Below are 19,179 nucleotides of genomic sequence, written 5' to 3'. Positions count from 1 at the left end.
CGTTCTTGCGCGGTAGCACTGACGCAGGGGGTCAGCTTGCGAACACCCCGTGAGGCGTCAGCCCAAGCTTCGCATGGATCCGACTGACTAAAGGAGACATGCTATGGCTGCTCTTAACGCCATCACACCAACCCAATTGAGCCGATTGATCGGAACGCCTCAGGCGCCCGTTCTGATCGACATACGCACCGACGCGGATTTCAGTGAGGATCCGCGGCTGATACCGGGATCAACTCGCTGTCCGCACACGGAAATCGACGCAATAAGCCGTCTGATTGGCAACGACCCTTGTGTAATTATTTGCCACAAGGGCAAAAAGCTCAGTCAGGGGGTGGCGTCCTGGCTGCGCGGGATGGGCAAAAACGCCGAACATCTGGAAGGCGGGTTTGAAGGGTGGCACGAACAGCGTGAGGCGCCGTTGATCCCCCAATCGATTTTGCCGGCGCGCATTGACGGCAGCACATTGTGGGTTACGCGTCAAAGGCCCAAAATTGACCGTATCGCCTGCCCCTGGCTGATCCGCCGGTTTGTTGATCGCAATGCACGGTTCCTTTTCGTCGCGTCGGAAGAAGTTCAGGGAGTCGTTGATCACTTTGGTGCCACCCCCTTTGACGTTCCGAATACATTTTGGACGCATCGGGACAGCGGCTGCACATTTGACACGATGATCCGGGCATTTGACCTGCGAACCGAGGCGCTTGAGCGTATGGCCCGGATCATTCGCGCTGCAGATACCGACCAGCATGATCTGGCCCCGGAAGCCGCTGGGTTGCTGGCGTTCTCGGTCGGTTTGTCCCGCCAGTATCGCGATGATCATGCTCAGCTTGAAGCCGGGTTGCACCTTTATGATGCCCTGTTCCGCTGGGCACGCGACGGGTTTGATGAAAAGCATGACTGGCCATCGGGTCATGGCGCATGAGACCTACGGCACTGGACCTTTTCAAGGTATTCGGACGGATCGGCCTGTTGTCATTTGGGGGCCCGGCTGCCCAGATCTCGCTGATGCATCAGGAACTGGTCGAGCGCAGGCCCTGGCTGGATGAACAGACCTATCTGCGCGCGCTTTCCTTGTGCATGTTGCTGCCCGGTCCCGAGGCAATGCAATTGGCAACCTACGCAGGCTGGCGCTTGCGCGGTGTCGCGGGCGGGCTGATTGCGGGCAGCCTGTTCGTTTTGCCAGGGGCGTTTGTCATTACTGTTCTGGTCGCGCTTTATTCAGCATTCGGCGAGGTTCCACTGGTGCAATCCGCATTTACCGGCATCAAGGCGACCGTCATTGTGATCGTCCTGCAAGCCCTGCGCAAGCTGTCAGGTAAGGCGCTGACGGATACGGAGCATCGTGTCATCGCGGGTCTGTCGTTTCTGTCGATCTTTCTGTTCAACCTGCCCTTCCCCCTGATCATTTTGATCGCGGCCCTTTGGGGGTATTTGCGTTATAATGGACCCATCGGGAAAACCGCGGCTCAGGACACGCCGCACCTTGCCCGCTCGGCCCGGACGATAGCGATCTGGTTGCCGCTTTGGCTGGGGCCGCTTGTCGCGTTAACACTCAGCGGCCACCAATTGCTCAGCGATCTGGGATGGTTCTTTGCCCGGCTGGCTGTTGTGACCTTTGGCGGCGCCTATGCCGTTCTGGCCTATATGTCGCAAACGGTTGTGGATCAGTACCACTGGATCAGTGCAGACCAGATGATCGACGGATTGGGGCTGGCAGAAACCACCCCTGGGCCATTGATACTGGTTACACAGTTTGTCGCCATGCTGGCGGGACAGATCAACGGTGGATTCTCACTGGCGCTTGCTGCGGGCGCTGTTGCGCTATGGGCAACGTTTGTGCCCTGCTTTCTGTGGATTTTCCTGACGGCCCCTTACCTTGACCGTCTGGCCACACGCCCCCGCCTGTCTGCCGCCCTTCACGGCATTACCGCCGCTGTTGTCGGAGTGATTCTCAACCTTTCCGTGTGGTTTGCCCTGAACGTTCTTTTCGAATCGGTGCCAGACATGAATTTGGGTCCGGCGGCAATACCCGTGCCCCAAGTGTCTTCGCTCAACATCCCGGCGCTTGCGTTAACCTTTATTGCTGGAATATTGATATTTCGACTAAAATTGGGGATCGGAACAGTGTTGGTTCTGATGTCACTGGCAGGGCTGGTTGCGCATAATATCTGATCAATCCGATCATACCTGCCCTTTCGTTTCCGAACAAAACCCCTATGCTGAGCTTAACCACTTTTGAGGATGACACATGTCGCAAGGCATCGACTATGGCAACCTGATGCACACCGCCATGCGCGGGCTTATCAAGACTGTGCTGACGGATGTATCGAAATCCGGTCTGCCCGGAGCGCATCACTTTTTCATTACCTTCGACACACGCGAAGATGGCGTGGATATCGCCGATTGGCTGCGCGACCGGTATCCGGAAGAAATGACAATCGTCATGCAACACTGGTTTGAAAACCTCGAGGTCGGAGAGAACGGATTCGCCATTACCCTTAATTTCGGAGACGCGCCGGAACCGCTTTACATCCCCTATGGCGCGATCAAGACCTTTGTCGATCCATCGGTGGAATTTGGACTGCGGTTCGAAAGCCCGGACGACGAAGATGAGGACGATTATGTTGCAGAGGACTTGATCGAAGTCGAAGAGGAAGAACAGGCGCATCACGACGCCGATGTCGTGTCGCTGGACAGCTTCCGCAAATAAGCCTTTGAGCCCCGCCCTGCGCGGGGTTCAGCGTTTCATCAGAAATGTTTCGACAGATCGGGATTTCTGACCGTCTATGAAGCGCGAGAATGACAGGTTCAGCCCGTCTTCGGCCAGGGTTCGGTCGAACTGCTGCAATTCATATCCGCCGTCAACGTCAATGAACAACGAAAACACCGTCAGCGTTTCGCCTTCGATACGCCCCCAGACGAAGGGTTCACCTTTCATCGGATCCAGCGGAACCTCATGACCGAACACGTTGCGTTTCATTGCGGCCGAAAATACATCCGGGCGGTCCGAGGGCACGAAGTCGATGGAAAACTGCTGTTCTTTTACCCGCCCGTCCAGCTTGTAGGTCGTGGTTTGCCAGCTGACGTTGAACCCGTTTTTGGTCTCGAAAATGGAAACGCTCATATCCCGCGGGGTTGAGGTTCCGTCCGCATCCACGACATTTGCCGAGCCCACATAATCCCCCAGGAACGGGGTAATGTCCGCGGCGCGCGCAGATGCGCCCAGAACAGACAGCCACAAAGCACAGACAGCAAATAACACGATCGCTTTTTCAAGCGTAATGCGATGGAAATTAGACATCTTGTCCTCCAAGGCGGCTACGAACCTATTGTAGCTGAGAGGGGGCCGCGCACAATGGCACATTCCCCGACGATAACAATAAAAGTGACGCACCCCGCGCCTATACCTTTGACGCCCTTGGGTTTAAGGTGCGCGCAACTGGCCGATTGCGTCACAGCTTGGCTGCGGCTAAACGGCATACAACAGCATACCAGACGGAGTGACAGATGTCTCAGACCCGCACCGAATCCGACAGCTTTGGCCCGCTCGAGGTTCCTGTCGACAAGTATTGGGGCGCGCAAACGCAGCGTTCGATCATGAACTTCCCGATCGGTTGGGAGAAACAACCCATTGCCATTGTGCGTGCGCTGGGCGTGATCAAGCAAGCCTGCGCGATGGAGAACAAGGCGACCGGAAAACTGGATGCCAGGATTGCCGATGCCATCATTCAGGCCGCGGGTGAGGTGATCGAAGGCAAGTTTGACGACAACTTTCCGCTGGTCGTCTGGCAGACGGGTTCCGGCACCCAGTCGAACATGAACTCGAACGAGGTCATCGCGAACCGCGCCATCGAAATTCTGGGCGGTGTCATCGGTTCAAAAGACCCCGTGCATCCGAACGATCACTGCAACATGGGTCAGTCGTCGAATGACACCTTTCCCACCGCGATGCACATCGCCACAGCGATGAGTGTTCGTGACGTCCTTCTGCCTGGGCTTGAAAAACTGGCCTCTGGTCTTGAGCAGAAGGCTGATGAGTTCAAGGACATCATCAAGATCGGCCGGACTCATACGCAGGATGCAACGCCTCTGACACTGGGGCAGGAATTCAGCGGTTATGCCCACCAGATTCGTCAGGGGATTGCACGCGTTCACGCAGCGCTGCCCGGCATCTACGAACTGGCGCAAGGCGGCACCGCCGTAGGCACCGGCCTGAACACCCAAAACGGTTGGGGCGAAGCGGTTGCGGGCCATATGGCGCAGATCACCGGCCTGCCCTTCGTGACCGCGCCGAACAAGTTCGAAGCGCTGGCCGCCCATGACGCCATGGTCTTTATGTCCGGGGCTTTGGCGACCATCGCGGGCAGCTGCTATAAAATCGCCAACGACATCCGTTTCCTGGGCTCTGGCCCGCGTTCGGGGCTTGGCGAACTGATCCTGCCCGAGAACGAGCCCGGCTCGTCCATCATGCCCGGCAAGGTGAACCCGACCCAGGCCGAGGCGTTGACACAGGTTGCGGCGCATGTGATGGGCAACAACGCCGCGATGAATTTTGCAGGCAGTCAGGGCCATTTCGAGCTGAACGTCTATAACCCGATGATGTCCTACAACCTGTTGCAATCCATCCAGTTGCTGGGCGACGCTGCCGACAGCTTTACCGAGCGGATGTTGCTGGGCATCAAGGCCAATGAGCCGCGCATCGACAAGCTGATGAAGGAATCGCTGATGCTGGTGACGGCGCTGGCCCCGACCATCGGCTATGACAACGCCACCACGGTCGCCAAGACCGCGCATAAGAACGGCACAACCCTCAAGGAAGAAGCCATTGCGCTGGGGTTTGTGGACGAGGCAACCTTTGATGCCGTTGTGCGCCCCGAACAGATGATCGGCCCGAAAGACTGATGGGCAAGCCGGTCAACCTGAACCGGTATCGAAAAGAAAAGGCGCGGGCCGAAAAGAAGGCCCGCGCAGACCAGAATGCCGTCGCCTTTGGGCGCACCAAGTCCGAGAAAACAATCGTCAGGCTTCAGCAGGACAAGCAGAGGCGTGACCTTGACAATCACGAGCTGGATGAATGAGCGGCCGCCCGGTAAAACGTTCATTGACCCTCAAAGGACACCGGACATCTGTCTCGCTTGAAGATGAGTTTTGGCGGGCATTTCGCGACATTGCGAAAGAAAAAGATCAGCCAATCAATGCACTGGCCGCGCAAATTGATGTTGACCGCGACCCGGAAGCCGGATTGGCCTCGGCTATTCGCGTGTTTATTCTGAACTGGTACCGAGACAAGGTTTAACGCTTGTCAGATCTTGGCTGTTGGGTATAACGTCCTCAAGGAACAAAAGGGGTACATTCATGGGTAACACGGTATTGGGACCTGACGGTCAACCTCGGTGTTCCTGGTGCCAGGCAGCGCCGGAATTCTTTGACTATCATGACAACGAATGGGGGTTTCCGGTCTCGGATGATCAGCGATTGTTCGAAAAACTGTGCCTGGAAAGTTTTCAATCGGGTCTTAGCTGGCGCACGATCCTGAACAAGCGCGAGAATTTCCGAGAAGCGTTTTACGGATTTGATTTCAACAAGATGGCTGAGTTCTCTGAAGCCGATGTTGAACGTCTGCTGCAAAATGATGGGATCATTCGCCACCGGGGCAAGATCGAGGCGGTGATCAACAACGCCCGCCGCGCGCAGGAACTGGTGGCGTCAGAAGGATCGCTGGCAGCCTATGTCTGGCGGTATGAGGCGGAAACCCCGCCGCCCCCGCAATCGGCATCAACATCGCCCGAGTCGGTGGCCATGTCGAAGAACCTCAAGAAACGGGGTTGGAAATTTGTTGGCCCCACGACGGTGTTTGCGTTCATGCAGGCCATGGGGCTGGTCAATGACCATGCCAAAGGCTGTATCAGCAGAATAAAAGCGGCACAGTTGCGCCGCTCTTTCACGAAACCTGTCTGAGGATCAGACAGAGGCTTTGAAGATCTTGTCGATATTGCCGCCCAAAGCGGCGTTGAATTCGGCGTCCGACTGCTGTTTCGAGAGACCTTCGGTCAGTGCGCGCGAGAAAGACGCGATCATTTTGCCGTTCTGTTCCAACAGGTTGCAGGCCTCTTCGGTCGAATACCCGCCTGACAGCGCGACAACGCGCAGAACGCGAGGATGGTCGGCCAGTTCGTCATACAGGTTTGCCTGTGTCGGGATCGTCAGCTTCAGCATGACCTCCTGCCCCTCACCCAGCTGGTCGAGGTTCTTCAGGATTTCAGCTTTCAGAATCTCCTCGGCCTCAGCCTTGGTTTCTGAATGAATGTTGACCTCAGGCTCGACGATCGGAACCATTCCGGCGTCAGTCACTTCACGGGCAACGTCGAATTGCTGGGCAACCACGGCCGCGATGCCTTCGGCATTGGCCTCGTGGATGACCGAACGTTCTTTGGTACCGAACACGCCTTCTGCCTTAGCCAGCGTGTCGGCCAGACCGGGGATCGGTTTCATCAACTGAACACCGTTGGCCTGATCCTCAAGGCCCTTGTCGATTTTCAGGAATGGCACGATTCCTTTGACCGACCAGAGGTAATCAGCGACTTTGCGGCCCTCGATCTCTTCACCAAGGGTGCGTTCGAACAGGATCGCACCGATGACTTTGTCTTTGGTGAAGTCATTTGCCAGAATGATCCGCGCGCGCATCTTTTGAATTTCGCCGAACATCTCAGCGTCCGAGCCGTAGGTCGACGCGTCAACGCCGTACAACGCCAGAGCTTTCGGGGTCGAGCCGCCGCTTTGATCCAATGCCGCGATAAAGCCTGCGCCGTTGATCATCTGCGCGCGCTGTTCTGCTTTGGCCATAATGTTTTCCCGTTCAATGATGATTCCGATGTCTTCCCCCGCATACATCACAGTCAGGACCGATGGTAGTTTGTTAGCGCTCAACCAGCCGCAACCATATGCCATCCTTGGATCGAACGGTCAGATGGGCCACCGGAACCGGCGTTTTGCCGCTGATTGTTTCGAATTTGAAATTCCGCACCAGCATCGACAGGATCAGCGGCCCTTCGACCATGGCAAACCCGGCCCCGGTACAGACGCGGGGACCTGCGGAAAACGGGATATATGCCTTACGCTGGCATGTTTTGCCGTTTTCACTGTTCCAGCGGGTCGGGTCAAAGCCATCGGGATTGTCCCATAACCGTTCGTGACGGTGCAGGTGCCAGGGGCTGATTACGATTTGTGACCCGTTGGGAACGTCTCTGTTTCGGAACTGGTGTGGGCACTTGGCCTCTCGCACCATCATGGGAACCGGTGGGTACAGGCGCAGTGCCTCGCGAAACACGTCGCGGCTGATCTTGAGTTTGGAAACCGAGGCAAAGGTCGCGTCGTCCAGAGCGGCAGCTTCGTCAGTAATCCTTTCCTGCCATTCGGGATAAAGCGCCAGCAGATACAATGTCCACGCCAGGGCCGATGCGCTGGTTTCATGGCCTGCCAGAAAGAAGATCGCGACCTGATCAACCATTTCTTTGGGCCCGAAAAACTGACCGGTTTCAGGGTCAGCGGTTGTCATGATCTTGGTTGCCAGATCATCGGGGGCGGTTCCGGCCTTGATCGCCTCTGCCCGCTCATGGGTCAGGTCAGTGATCAGGTTACGAATGTCTTCGGCGTTTTTCCGTGTCGTCCGGGAGTGGAACCGAGGCATCCATTTGGGCAGCGGAACGAAAGCTGCAAGGTTCAGCAGAGGTTGTTCGCGCTGGTAGTTGCGGAACTTTTCAAACACCTTGCTGGCTATGGCGTGGTCGATCGGCACCGAAAACAAGGTGCGAAAAATCACATCTGCTGCGGCGTGGCTTGTCTGTTCTTCGACTTCGATCTGTTTGCCGACATGGGGGCGCAACCGCTCAACACAAGCGTCTGCTGCGGCCAGCATGGCGGGAAACGTGTCTTTCAGCCGCCCGCCCTCAAATGCCGGGTCAATGATGCGTCGCTGACGTTTCCACGTCTCTCCATTGGTTAGAAACACCGAATTTCCAAGCAAGGGGCGCAGGCCTTCGCTGATCCGGCCCGATTTAGGAAAATCTTCGGGGCTTTTCCTGAGGACGATGTCAATCAGGTCCGGTTCATTGACCAGGAAGGACCGGAAGAAGGGTGTCCTGAATTCGGCCATCCACGCGCGATAAAGGCGCGCTGGCTGTGCAGACAGCAGATCCTGACGAAACAGTTTCAGGTAACGCAGTAGGGAAACCTTGTCTGCGCGCGGCTGGGGCTTGGGCGGGGTCATGGACGCACCGACGTGTATTTGGACACTGGCGTCTCAATCCGGCTGCGCGAAGGTGTGCGCCCAAGGAACCGCTGTTTCAGCGTCAAAGGGCCTGCCGTAATTCGGAAATAGTCGTACGGACCCGGCTTATCGAATGCGCAAAGGTATTGAAAATGCAGCCGGAAAAACCGCCAGCGCAGGGCTTTCCAACGTTCAGGCGCCAGGGTTTGGGTAAAGGCCGCCGACAGGACAAGCGGCCAGCGTTTGTCCGGCCTGGCCACCCCTGTAACGGCCACCGGATCACACAGCGCAAATGCGCAGCCATCCCCGGGGGCCGAGACATCGACCCATGTGATGGCTGAACTGGAGGACAGGAATTGAAGGTCGGACCGAAGGCCATGCGCTTTTGGCAGAAAGGACACCATAGGCATCACCTGCCCCAGGCTGAGGAACGACAACTCTGCCCCCTGTTGCGGCACGGCCCTGTCGCGGATCAGGTCGGCCAGAACAGACACCCCCAGATGCGCACCCGAACTGTGGCCCACCACCAGAACCTCATCCACACTGGATATCAGCGCGGCTTCAATCGCTTTGCGGAATGCGGCCAGCCTTTCCTTCAGTTTTAGCGGAGTTTCCCCCTTTAACTGTGCGGAATAGGCGTAATCATGCATCAGGTAGTAGGCAAACAACCGGTTGTCGATCTTGCGGAACCACAGCATCAGCGCAACCGCAACGGCGATACCCGGAAACAGACCCCACCAGCCAGCCATCGCCACGGATGCCCACACGACTGCAAACGCAACCAGCAGCTGAGACACCAACATCGCCACCGGATAGAGCGCCGCAATCACCGGGCCTTTGCGCAACCGCATCAGGCGCCACAAAGCACCGGTCGAAATGTATATCCACGCCGTGTGGGCCAACTGCGCATAGGTGGCAGGGATCGACGCGGACATGCTGTCGCGCACGATGTCTGACCAGACCAGTACTTCAATTTCAGTCTCGACGGACGCACCGTCCTGAATGGACGTCACGGACCAGCCGAACAGACCCTCCGCGGACTTGGGAGCCATGGCGATCTCATATCCCGAAATCCGGGCCTGCGCTTGCGACTCGGTTCGGTAAAGCTCGCGATATCGTCGCGGCGGCATCGGGTCATAACCGGGGATGTAGAACACCCGGCGTTTGCGCACCTGTGACTGATTTCTCTGACTGCTCATGCCTTTACCTTCTGCCGCGCAGGTTAACGCAGGCTTTAGGTCAAGGTAAGGGGGTCAGACGCTCAGCCGAAATTCGCAAGTGCCGGGAAGGTTTCCAGCAACCACCAGCTGAAGCGGGTGAACAGGCCTGTGACCAGCATGATGCCCACGAACAGAAGCAGCCCCCCCATGACCTTTTCGATCACACCCATATAGGGCTTGATCCGGTTCATCACCGTCATAGAGCGGTTTAGGAACATGGCTGCGAGCAGGAACGGAATACCCAATCCGGCTGCATAGACACCCAGCAACAGCGTGCCCCGCGCCACCGAGGCTTCGGTCGCCGCAAGGGACAGGATCGCGCCCAGTTGGGGCCCGATACAGGGCGTCCAGCCGAATGCGAAGGCCAATCCAAGAATATAAGCACCAAAGACCGAGCCACCGGAATCACCGGTTTCGATCCGCGCTTCGCGGTCCAGAAAGGGGATGCGGAGGACATTCAGGAAATGCAGGCCAAAGACAATGACAACGGCCCCGGACAGCTTGGCAAAAAGCACCTGATTTTGCAGCACGAACACTCCAAAGGCAGATGCGGTAAAGCCCAACAGCAGAAAAACCGTCGACAGGCCCAGCACAAAGAACAGCGCTGACATGGTTGCCTTGCGCCGGGCGCGGGTCTCATCCTGCATTTCGTTGATCGTGACGCCGCTCATATATGCCAGATAGGGCGGCACGATGGGCAGCACACAAGGCGACAGAAAGCTGATCAGGCCACCCAGCAGGGCAACAAACATGGCGGGCAGCAGCCCCGCGTCTATGATTTCTATTCCGAACATGTCTAAGCACATAAGTGATGATTGGCGGTCCGTCACGGGGCCAATGAGTCACATCCTCGTGCTTGGAATCTGGACAATATTACAACTACGCCCTATCCCGAAAATCATGTCAGAGATTACAGATACGCTGGATGCGCTGGGCCTTCTTTGCCCGCTGCCCGTCCTCAAGGCCCGCAAACGGCTGAAATCCATGCCGCAAGGTTCTGTGTTGCGTGTGCTGGCTGATGACCCGGCAGCCATCATCGATGTCCCGCATTTTTGCGCCGAAGCTGGCCACACATTGCTGTCTCAGGATTTGGATGGCGAACATCAGGTCTATCTGATCCAAAAATCCGACTGACTTAATGATATAAAAAAGGCGGGCAAATCTGCCCGCCCTTTCATCAGTTGCCCAACGACCACCATCCGCGCCGTTTGGGCCTGTCGGATTCTGGCTCAGGTTCATCTGCCACAGTTTCAAGCACCGGTTCAGGTTCTGCTGCCACGGGTGTTTCTTCCACGGGCGCGTCTTCGACCGGCTCATCGGCAGATTGAATTTCAGGTTCTTCCACCGCAACGACCGCTTCAGCTTGCGCGACTTCCTCAGTCTGCTCGGCAACCTCTGTTGCTTCCGGCTCAGCGTCAGCAGTCTCAGCCGCTTCGCTTTGCTCGGCGACAGTCGCCTCGGCAGGTTCGGATTCAGCGTCTGAGGCCGCCTCTTCAACCACCGGTGCATCAGCCCCGGCATCGGCGTCAGTTTCTTCTGTCTGTTCCGAAGCCTCTTCTGCCACCGCATCTTTCTTACGACGGCGCGGAGCGCGCTTGCGTTTGGGCTTGGCGGGTTTTTCCTCTTCCGCCGCTTCGGCTTCGGTTGCCTCGACAGCGGTTTCGGTTTCAGCGGATTCGCCTGCGGCATCCTCCTGCTCTGCCCCTTCACCGTCATCCGCGCCCTGTTCCGGCGCGTCACCATTGCCCCCGCCCTTCTTGCGACGACGACGGCGGCGCTTGCGCTTGGGTTTGGTGTCATCTTCGGTCGGCGCGATATCCTCTTCGGTTTCTTCCTCGTCCGAAGAATCGACCAGATCCATCAGCGAGGCATCGACCGACACGACAGGTGCTGTCGCTTCGGGAACGATGCGGCTGGCGGTCTTGAATTTCTCCATCGAGAAATCCGGGCTGACCAGATGCACATCGCCTTCGATCCGTACAGACAGGCCATAGCGCGATTCGATCTGTGCAATATGCTCGCGCTTCTGGTTCATCAGGAAGTTCGCGATACTGACCGGGCAGCGCACCAGAACCTCGCGTGAGCGGCGGCGGGTGCCTTCCTCTTCGATCTGACGCAGGATCGACAGTGCCATGTTGTCGTCCGAACGGATCAGGCCGGTGCCGTGGCATGCCGGGCATGGCTGCGTGGTCGCCTCGATCATACCGGGGCGCAGCCTCTGACGGCTCATCTCGAGCAGGCCAAAACCTGAAATCCGACCGACCTGAATGCGGGCACGGTCGGTTTTCAGTTTGTCCTTCAGACGCTTTTCAACGGACGCATTGTTCTTGCGCTCGTCCATATCGATGAAATCGATGACAATCAGACCGGCAAGGTCACGCAGACGCAACTGGCGGGCCACTTCTTCCGCAGCCTCAAGGTTGGTTTTCAGCGCCGTTTCCTCGATCGAGCCTTCTTTCGTGGCCCGGCCCGAGTTCACGTCGATTGCCACCAGCGCTTCGGTCACGCCGATCACGATATACCCGCCAGATTTCAGCTGAACAGTCGGGTTGAACATCCCCGCCAGGTAGCTTTCCACCTGATAGCGTGCAAACAGCGGCAGCGCGTCCTCGTACCGTTTCACATTCTTGGCGTGCGACGGCATGATCATCTTCATGAAGTCTTTGGCGATGCGGTATCCGCCTTCGCCCTCGACCAAAACCTCATCGATATCGCGGTTATAAAGGTCCCGGATCGACCGTTTGATCAGATCGCCTTCTTCATAGATCTTCGCAGGTGCGATGGATTCCAGGGTCAATGCCCGGATCTGCTCCCACAGGCGTTGCAGGTATTCATAGTCGCGCTTGATTTCCGATTTGGTGCGCTTGGCGCCCGCAGTCCGGATAATCAAACCCGCCCCCGTGGGCACATCAATATCCGCGGCGATTTCTTTCAGTTTCTTGCGGTCAACCGCGTTGGTGATCTTGCGGCTGATCCCACCGCCACGGGCGGTGTTTGGCATCAGAACACAATAGCGACCGGCCAGCGACAGATATGTCGTCAGGGCCGCCCCTTTGTTGCCGCGCTCTTCCTTGACGACTTGCACCAGCAACACCTGGCGCACTTTGATCACTTCCTGAATCTTGTACCGGCGCGGGCGTGGCTTGCGCGGAGGGCGGATGTCTTCGCTGTCGTCTTCCTCGGCCACGGATTCAATCGTGTCATCTTTCGCGGCAGCGTCAGCGTGTTCTTCATCCGCGTCGCCATCATCTGCGTCCTGGTCATCTTCAGACAATTCAGACGCTTCATCGCCATCGTCAGCGCTTGAAGCATCCGCCGCGTCATCAGAATCCCCTGCTGCGTCGTCTTGTGAAGACTCAACTGTTTCAACCTCAGCCTCGTCTTCCGAAGCCGCTTCCTCTGCAGTGTCATCTGACACAGCTTCCGGCGCTTCGTTGTCCTCAGGCTCCTCAACAGGTGTTTCAGCGACGACTTCCATTGGCGATGTCCCCTCGGGCACCTCCATGTCCGCTTCGTCACTGTCGTCAAAATCGATGGTTTCCATACCGGTCGGCTCGGTCGAAACTTCCATCGTTTCGACCAAATCGTCCGACTTCAGATCCGCGGCCTTCGATCGGGACCGCGAACGTCGCTTTTTCGGCTTGCCCTCGTCGGCCTCATCCCGCGCCTTCATGGCCTCGGCATAAGCGCGCTCTTCCTCCATCAACGCCTCGCGGTCGGCGATGGGGATCTGGTAATAGTCCGGGTGAATTTCCGAGAACGCCAGGAAGCCGTGCCGGTTCCCGCCATAATCCACAAAGGCCGCCTGAAGCGACGGCTCAACCCGTGTTACTTTTGCAAGATAGATGTTGCCAGCAAGCTGGCGCTTGTTTTCGGATTCAAAATCGAACTCCTCGACCTTGTTTCCGTCGACCACCACGACGCGGGTTTCCTCCGCGTGGGTGGCATCGATAAGCATTTTCTTAGCCATGTGTCCTTGGTGCACCGCGCCAAACGCGTTGTCCTGACCCGTCCAGGTGGACAGGCACATTTGGGGAGGTGTCTTGTCAGGGCGATATTGGACGGCGCGCGGCAGGGTCTGGCGCTGTGGCCCCCTGCCCGGTCACTCAATCGTTGCGCGCGCGTCATCGCGGTTCTTCTCCGACAGGCGCGTTAGCCGCAGCCTGCCCATTATTCCTTTCGCCCGACATGTCGGACTCAGGTACTACATTGCCCCAAATGAGGCACAATCGGTCTGCTTTGCGGCGAACAATCCGTCATCACCATCAGCAAAGCAGCGAAACTCAATGATTCGGGGCTTATGGACACAAAACTGGCCCGGCCCGTCCGGACACAATAAAAGCAGTCCTGTGGAAAAGACAATGGGCAAACTGCACCGCCCCTGCGACGGCGTGCGGGATCGCCTTCATCTGGCCAAAAACATCCCGGGGGAGTCGCCAAAGGCGACGGGGGCAGAGCCCCCGCCACAAAGTTTACAGATAGTCCGACCGCTGGAGGCCGTATTTGGCCATCTTTTCATTCAGCGTCCGGCGCGGCAGGCACAGCTCATCCATCACAGACGCGATTGAGCCTTTGTGCCGCCGCATAGTGTTATCGATCAGCATCCGTTCAAAGGCTTCGACATATTCCTTCAGCGGCTTGCCTTCAGTGGTCATGACCGGCTGCATTTCCTCGTGATCCGACATCAACAGCGAGGCGATCGTTCCGGACCCACGGCGCGATTGCAGCACCGCGCGTTCGGCAATGTTGATCAACTGGCGCACGTTCCCCGGCCAGGGTGCCTGCAACAGCTGCGCGGCTTCCTGAGCGCTTACCTGAGGCGCATCGCAGCCGTATTCTTCGGCGAACTGCTCGCTCAGACGGGTAAACAGGGTCAGAATATCCTCGCCCCTCTGGCGCAGGGGCGGCATGGTGATGCGCAAGGCGGCCAGTCGGTAGAACAGGTCCGGCCGTAAGACATCTTCGGAGGTTTTTCCCGCCTCTTGCAGGTTCGAGATCGCTACGATGCGTGTCTCGGCCGGCGTGCCCTGCTCGTTCATCACGCTGAGCAGCTTGGCTTGCAGGGAATCGTTGAGCGCTTCGACATCTTCCAGAACCAGCGTTCCGCCCCGCGCCTCTTCGATGGCGGGCAATTGGGCGTCTTCAGGCATCATCGGCCCAAACAGACGTTTGGCCAACGCGTCTTCCTCGTGCGCCGCGCAGGACACCAGCACGAATTTCTTGCCGGCACGGCTTCCAACCGCATGCAGGGCGTGTGCGACAAGCGTCTTTCCGGTCCCTGTCTCTCCGTCGATCAGCACATGGCCATCCGCCTGACCTAGATCGAGGATATCCTCGCGCAGGCGTTCCATAACCGGGCTGGCACCGATCAGTTTGTTCATGATCTGGGTGCCGCCGGACAATTCCCGGCGCAGCGCGCGGTTGTCCAGCGTCAGACGCCGCGCATTGCTGGCCCGTTTGGCCAGTTCAGACATGCGGTCGGGGTTGAAGGGTTTTTCAAGGAAATCGAATGCACCGACACGCATCGCCTCGACAGCCATCGGAACATCGCCGTGACCGGTGATCATGATCACGGGCAAGGTGCTGTCAGCGCCCATCAGCTTTTTGAGAAGCTGAATGCCGTCCATTCCGGGCATCTTGATGTCCGAAATCACTATCCCCGGATAATCCGGACCCAACACCTTGAGCGCATCTTCCGCGCTGGCGAAGGTTTCCGTGTCATAGCCGGACAAAGCGAGCCACTGGCTGATCGATTGGCGCATGTCCTGTTCATCGTCAACAATGGCAATTTTCATGGCTTGTGCCATAGTCATTCCTCGTTATTCCGCGGCTTCAAGGCCGTCGCTTCCCAGTGCAGGCAACTGCATTTCAAACACCGCACCGCCATATTGGCCGTTGCGTGCAGTCAGCCGTCCCCCATGGTCGTTCACGATCCCCGACGAGATGGCAAGCCCCAGACCAACACCGTCTCCGGGCTGTTTGGTTGTGTAGAACGGCTCGAACAGGTTTTCGATATCCTCGATTCCGTGCCCGTTGTCGCGTACGGTCAGCACAGCCGTGTCACCAGCTGCCAGGATGATTTCCACATCTGGCTCCGCCACTGATTTGGTGGCGTCCAGCGCGTTTCGCAAGAGGTTGACCATGACCTGCTCGATGCGCATTCGGTCCCCCATCACGATCACGGGTTCCTCTGGTACGATCTGTGTGATCTTCACGTGTCGCTGACGCAATTGCGGCTCCATCATCGACAGGGACGAGGCCAGCGCTTCACCAAGATTTACTGGTGAAAACGCATCCGCACCCTTGCGCGCATAAGACTTGAGCTGCCGGGTAATTGCCCCCATCCGTTCGATCAGACCATCAATGCGGCCAAAGCTGGCAAGGGCCTCTTCCGGGCGGTTGCGGCGCAGCAACAGGCGGGCCCCGGCCAGATAGGTTTTCATCGCCGCCAGTGGCTGGTTCAGCTCGTGACTGACCGCCGCCGACATCTCGCCCAGGGCGGCCAGTTTCGAGCTTTGCGCAAGCGTCTGTTCCGCCAAATCCAGCGTCTTTTCAACCCGTTCACGTTCAGCGATTTCCCGCTGTAGCCGTGCGTTCAATGCGCGAAGCTCTGCCGACTCGCGCTGGAACAGGGTCATGCGCAACGTGGCGCGACGGCTCAACGCATAGAACGCAAGCGCCAGAAGAATCGCAAACCCCATGATTTCCAGCGCCAGAACGCTGTTCACCTTTTCCCGGATCGAGGCATAGGTCGTGAACGAGGTCATCTGCCAGCCGCGGAACGGAATGCGCGTCTCGATCCGCATTACCGCTTCGCCCTGAAGATAGGCATCAGGCGGCAGCGCGGTCCAATCGGTTGTAGCGCGGATGGCGCGCTGGATCGCACCTTGTGGAGGTTGGCGCAGCATCGCCGTGTTCTCATCCAGCCCGCGCCACCGGGGTTCCGTAGACAGAATGATGTTGCCGGTGCTGTCGGTAACCATCACTGCATCCGAGATACCGGCCCAGGCGCGTTCGAACTTCTGCAGGTCAACCTCGACGACGATCACCCCCAGAAACTCCGCCCCGTTCTCCAACCGGCGCGAATATACAAAGCTGTATCCGCCTGCATCCTTGGGAATAACGGAGAAGATCGTCGCGTTCGAGCGGATCGCATCCACAAAATAGGGCGTGTTCCGGTGCCCCTCGCCCAACCTGTTCCGGTCGGTCGCGGCAACTGTGCGCCCGTCGCTGTCCAGCAATACCAGTGAGGCCGCGCCGATCTCTTCTACGAATGAAATAAGGCGCTGTGTCGACAGGGTGTAATCGCCTGACTGCAATGCCGAAATCAATGTCGGGTCGCGGGCAAGCAATTGCGGAACAATCGAGTTGCGGCGCAGTTCACTCAGCAAGTTGCCCGAATACAGCGTCAGCCGCAGTTCCGCCCGGTTGCGCGTGGATTCGGTGAACCTGTCGGTCAACAGCCGGTTCGTGACCCACACCGTTGCAATTGTCGCGACCAGCAGAACAAGAACCGCCAGCCGCAACCGCCAGCCCAGCGGTGCACCACGAAACGGTTTCAACATATTTGACCAGCCAGATCGAACTTCGGGGTTCATGGCGAAAGGTTACGCCCCGGCGGGCGAGACCTCAAGTCACGCCGCTTCAAACACACCTGACAATGCGCGGAACAACGCCACCCCATCTGTGCCGCCATGGCCCTGATCTGCTGCGCGTTCGGGGTGCGGCATCATTCCAAGCACGCGGCGGTTTTCCGACAGGATCCCGGCGATATCCCCGACCGAGCCGTTCGGGTTTTCGGCATAGGTGAACGCGATCCGGTCCTGATCTTTCAAAGCGGCCAGTGTCGTGTCATCCGCAAAATAGTTGCCATCGTGGTGCGCAATCGGAATACCGATCACATCGCCTGCGTTGTAACCGCTGGTAAACGCGCTGTCGCTGGTTTCAACCCTTAGGCCAACGGTCTTGCAGATGTATTTCAGCCCGGCATTACGCAGCAAGGCGCCCGGCAAAATGCCGGTTTCGGTCAGAACCTGAAAACCGTTGCAAATTCCAACGGCATAACCGCCACGTTGCGTGTGTTCGACCACGGCCTTGCAAATCGGCGATTGCGCCGCGATTGCGCCGCAACGCAGGTAATCTCCGTAAGAGAACCCGCCCGGCACACCCACGATATCAATACCTTTGGGCAAAGCCGCGTCTTTGTGCCAGACCATATCGACCTGAAAACCGGCCTGCTCAAAGGCGACGGCAAGATCTCGGTCACAGTTGGATCCGGGGAATACGATTACGGCTGCACGCATGGCGGGCCCTCCTACGAGACAAAATCTGTGACAACCGCAACACCCGGAGGCGTTGGATGGTCAAAAGCGGCAAGCTCGGCGCTTACCTGGTTCAGGGTTATTTTCCGGGTCACCAGCGGGCTCAGGTCGACCCCTTGACCCGCGATCAGCGACAACAGCGACGGATAGCGCCAGCTTGGCATCCCGCGGGTGCCAAATACGGAGAGCTGACCAGAATAGAGCACATCCATCGGCAGCGACATCTGCGCATGGTCCCCTGCGGGCATTCCGATTTGCACCATGCGCCCCATTTTGCGCAGGGATCGCATGGCGGAAACGGTCGTGGCTTCGACGCCAAGTGCCTCGATCGCAACATCGGCGCCGCCACCGGTGATGTCCTTCACCGCCTGAGGGGCATCGCATGTCGCAGCGTTGACCACCGCATCGGCGCCCAGAGTTTCGGCATAGGCCAGCTTGTCCTCGGCGATATCGACAACGATTACACGCGCGCCAAGCGCCTTGCCCAGAAGAAGTGTTGATATTCCGACGCCGCCGCCGCCAAAGACAGCGATCCACTCACCACCCTGCACTTGCGCCCGGCTAACAAGCGCCTGCCACGCCGTGGTTACGCGGCACCCCAATGCGGCAGCGATTTCGGGCGCGATGCTGTCGGGCAAGGATGTCAGGTTGGCATCGGCATGAGCGACGGCAACATATTCAGCAAAAGCCCCGTCACAGGTAAAGCCGGGTACGACCTGGTTCGGACAGATTGTCTGATGACCCTGCGCGCAGTCCGGGCAATGCCCACAGGCAAGGATAAAGGGCGCAATCACCCGGTCCCCGACACGCCACCGTGTGACGCGCGCACCGACCGAGACCACCTCGCCGCAAAACTCGTGGCCGGGTGTCATGGGCAGGACAACGTCCGGGTCAGAGCCCGACCAGGCGTGCCAGTCGGACCTGCACACGCCGCAAGCCAGCACCCGCACCACAACACCGTCTTCGGCGGGAACCGGGTCGGGGATCGTCGACACCTCAAGCGGTTGACGATAGGTGATCAGACGCGCGGCCCGCATCAATCAGACCAGTTCGATCTCGTAGCGTTCGATGACGGTGTTGGCCAAAAGCTTTTCGCACATCTCGGTCACGTCTGCCTCGGTCACGCCATCGGCAAGCTCAAGATCGATGACTTTGCCCTGACGTACGCCTTCGACCTGATCAAAGCCCATCGCACCCAATGCGTGCCGTACTGCTTCGCCCTGCGGGTCCAGCACCCCGTTCTTGAGCATCACATGAACCCGTGCTTTCATTTTGGCAACTCCACCTGAGGGCCGCATACAAGGCCCATTTCGTTGCGCGGGGGATAGCGCGCCTGATGGGTTTCGACAACCCTGTTTCAAACGCAGTTTGCCGC

Annotated in this window: 19 protein-coding genes; 8 read left to right on the top strand and 11 right to left on the bottom strand. The window is 58.1% G+C overall.

Annotation, left to right across the window (positions count from 1 at the left end; genetic code table 11):
• Nucleotides 1-103: 103 nt before the first annotated feature.
• The 3 genes from ACR0M9_RS01235 (at nucleotide 104) to ACR0M9_RS01225 (ending at nucleotide 2,707) form a co-directional block, all read left to right on the top strand.
• The gene (locus ACR0M9_RS01235) at nucleotides 104-919 is read left to right on the top strand and encodes a chromate resistance protein ChrB domain-containing protein (protein WP_480772664.1); all 816 of its coding nucleotides are present in this window, start codon (nucleotides 104-106) and stop codon (nucleotides 917-919) included.
• A complete protein-coding gene (gene chrA / locus ACR0M9_RS01230; protein ID WP_480772663.1) occupies nucleotides 916-2,169 on the top strand; it encodes a chromate efflux transporter in 1,254 nt (417 codons plus the stop codon). Before ACR0M9_RS01235 ends, chrA begins: the two co-directional genes overlap by 4 nt.
• Before the next feature lie 76 nt (nucleotides 2,170-2,245).
• Nucleotides 2,246-2,707 carry an SspB family protein gene (locus ACR0M9_RS01225; protein ID WP_480481054.1) on the top strand — a complete coding sequence of 154 codons (462 nt, stop codon included), beginning with the start codon at nucleotides 2,246-2,248 and terminating at the stop codon, nucleotides 2,705-2,707.
• 27 nt (nucleotides 2,708-2,734) lie between these two features.
• On the opposite strand, the gene ACR0M9_RS01220 is transcribed toward ACR0M9_RS01225, so the two are convergent.
• Nucleotides 2,735-3,298, bottom strand: coding sequence for a hypothetical protein (locus ACR0M9_RS01220; RefSeq protein WP_480481056.1), 564 nt, complete (start codon nucleotides 3,296-3,298; stop codon nucleotides 2,735-2,737).
• A gap of 206 nt (nucleotides 3,299-3,504) precedes the next feature.
• On the opposite strand from ACR0M9_RS01220, the gene fumC reads away from it, so the two are divergent.
• From fumC to ACR0M9_RS01200, 4 genes are read left to right on the top strand one after another with little or no spacing between them, the layout of a single operon-like run.
• Entirely contained in the window at nucleotides 3,505-4,899 is a 1,395-nt protein-coding gene (fumC, locus tag ACR0M9_RS01215; RefSeq protein WP_480481058.1) for a class II fumarate hydratase, read from the top strand.
• A complete protein-coding gene (locus tag ACR0M9_RS01210) occupies nucleotides 4,899-5,075 on the top strand; it encodes a DUF4169 family protein (RefSeq protein WP_480481060.1) in 177 nt (58 codons plus the stop codon). The genes fumC and ACR0M9_RS01210 overlap by 1 nt, the downstream gene beginning before the upstream one ends.
• Nucleotides 5,072-5,293, top strand: coding sequence for a ribbon-helix-helix domain-containing protein (locus ACR0M9_RS01205; protein ID WP_480772662.1), 222 nt, complete (start codon nucleotides 5,072-5,074; stop codon nucleotides 5,291-5,293). Before ACR0M9_RS01210 ends, ACR0M9_RS01205 begins: the two co-directional genes overlap by 4 nt.
• A 59-nt stretch (nucleotides 5,294-5,352) precedes the next feature.
• Nucleotides 5,353-5,955 (top strand): DNA-3-methyladenine glycosylase I, encoded by a 603-nt coding sequence (locus tag ACR0M9_RS01200; protein WP_480537815.1) that lies wholly within the window; start codon nucleotides 5,353-5,355, stop codon nucleotides 5,953-5,955.
• A 3-nt stretch (nucleotides 5,956-5,958) separates the two neighbouring features.
• Here ACR0M9_RS01200 and ACR0M9_RS01195 read toward each other — a convergent pair whose 3' ends face one another.
• The 4 genes from ACR0M9_RS01195 to ACR0M9_RS01180 all read right to left on the bottom strand — a co-directional run bounded on the left by ACR0M9_RS01195 (nucleotide 5,959) and on the right by ACR0M9_RS01180 (nucleotide 10,277).
• Nucleotides 5,959-6,840, bottom strand: a complete 882-nt coding sequence (locus ACR0M9_RS01195; protein WP_480537813.1) for a fructose bisphosphate aldolase — start codon at nucleotides 6,838-6,840, stop codon at nucleotides 5,959-5,961.
• A gap of 73 nt (nucleotides 6,841-6,913) precedes the next feature.
• Complete coding sequence (locus tag ACR0M9_RS01190; RefSeq protein ID WP_480772661.1) at nucleotides 6,914-8,263, bottom strand: cytochrome P450; 1,350 nt, start codon at nucleotides 8,261-8,263, stop codon at nucleotides 6,914-6,916.
• A complete protein-coding gene (locus ACR0M9_RS01185) occupies nucleotides 8,260-9,462 on the bottom strand; it encodes a hypothetical protein (protein ID WP_480505280.1) in 1,203 nt (400 codons plus the stop codon). Before ACR0M9_RS01185 ends, ACR0M9_RS01190 begins: the two co-directional genes overlap by 4 nt.
• Before the next feature lie 62 nt (nucleotides 9,463-9,524).
• Nucleotides 9,525-10,277: a cytochrome c biogenesis CcdA family protein gene (locus ACR0M9_RS01180; protein ID WP_480505282.1), complete on the bottom strand. Its 753-nt coding sequence runs from the start codon at nucleotides 10,275-10,277 to the stop codon at nucleotides 9,525-9,527.
• A 106-nt stretch (nucleotides 10,278-10,383) separates the two neighbouring features.
• Here ACR0M9_RS01180 and ACR0M9_RS01175 point away from each other — a divergent pair, with 106 nt between their 5' ends.
• A complete protein-coding gene (locus tag ACR0M9_RS01175; protein ID WP_480481072.1) occupies nucleotides 10,384-10,617 on the top strand; it encodes a sulfurtransferase TusA family protein in 234 nt (77 codons plus the stop codon).
• Nucleotides 10,618-10,660: 43 nt separating this feature from the next.
• On the opposite strand, the gene ACR0M9_RS01170 is transcribed toward ACR0M9_RS01175, so the two are convergent.
• The 6 genes from ACR0M9_RS01170 to purS all read right to left on the bottom strand — a co-directional run bounded on the left by ACR0M9_RS01170 (nucleotide 10,661) and on the right by purS (nucleotide 19,075).
• Nucleotides 10,661-13,453, bottom strand: coding sequence for an Rne/Rng family ribonuclease (locus ACR0M9_RS01170; RefSeq protein WP_480772660.1), 2,793 nt, complete (start codon nucleotides 13,451-13,453; stop codon nucleotides 10,661-10,663).
• A gap of 502 nt (nucleotides 13,454-13,955) precedes the next feature.
• The gene (locus tag ACR0M9_RS01165; protein WP_480476731.1) at nucleotides 13,956-15,290 is read right to left on the bottom strand and encodes a sigma-54-dependent transcriptional regulator; all 1,335 of its coding nucleotides are present in this window, start codon (nucleotides 15,288-15,290) and stop codon (nucleotides 13,956-13,958) included.
• A gap of 12 nt (nucleotides 15,291-15,302) precedes the next feature.
• Entirely contained in the window at nucleotides 15,303-17,048 is a 1,746-nt protein-coding gene (locus ACR0M9_RS01160) for a sensor histidine kinase (RefSeq protein WP_480481076.1), read from the bottom strand.
• Between the two features lie 69 nt (nucleotides 17,049-17,117).
• Complete coding sequence (gene purQ / locus ACR0M9_RS01155; protein ID WP_267364602.1) at nucleotides 17,118-17,786, bottom strand: phosphoribosylformylglycinamidine synthase subunit PurQ; 669 nt, start codon at nucleotides 17,784-17,786, stop codon at nucleotides 17,118-17,120.
• A gap of 11 nt (nucleotides 17,787-17,797) precedes the next feature.
• Nucleotides 17,798-18,841 (bottom strand): zinc-dependent alcohol dehydrogenase family protein, encoded by a 1,044-nt coding sequence (locus ACR0M9_RS01150; RefSeq protein ID WP_480772659.1) that lies wholly within the window; start codon nucleotides 18,839-18,841, stop codon nucleotides 17,798-17,800.
• Between the two features lie 3 nt (nucleotides 18,842-18,844).
• Entirely contained in the window at nucleotides 18,845-19,075 is a 231-nt protein-coding gene (gene purS / locus ACR0M9_RS01145; protein WP_475195336.1) for a phosphoribosylformylglycinamidine synthase subunit PurS, read from the bottom strand.
• Nucleotides 19,076-19,179: the final 104 nt, after the last annotated feature.

The organism is Ruegeria sp. CH2 (assembly GCF_056537065.1).
The sequence above is the reverse complement of the archived record's forward strand: the minus strand, read 5'-3'. Positions and strand labels throughout refer to the sequence as shown.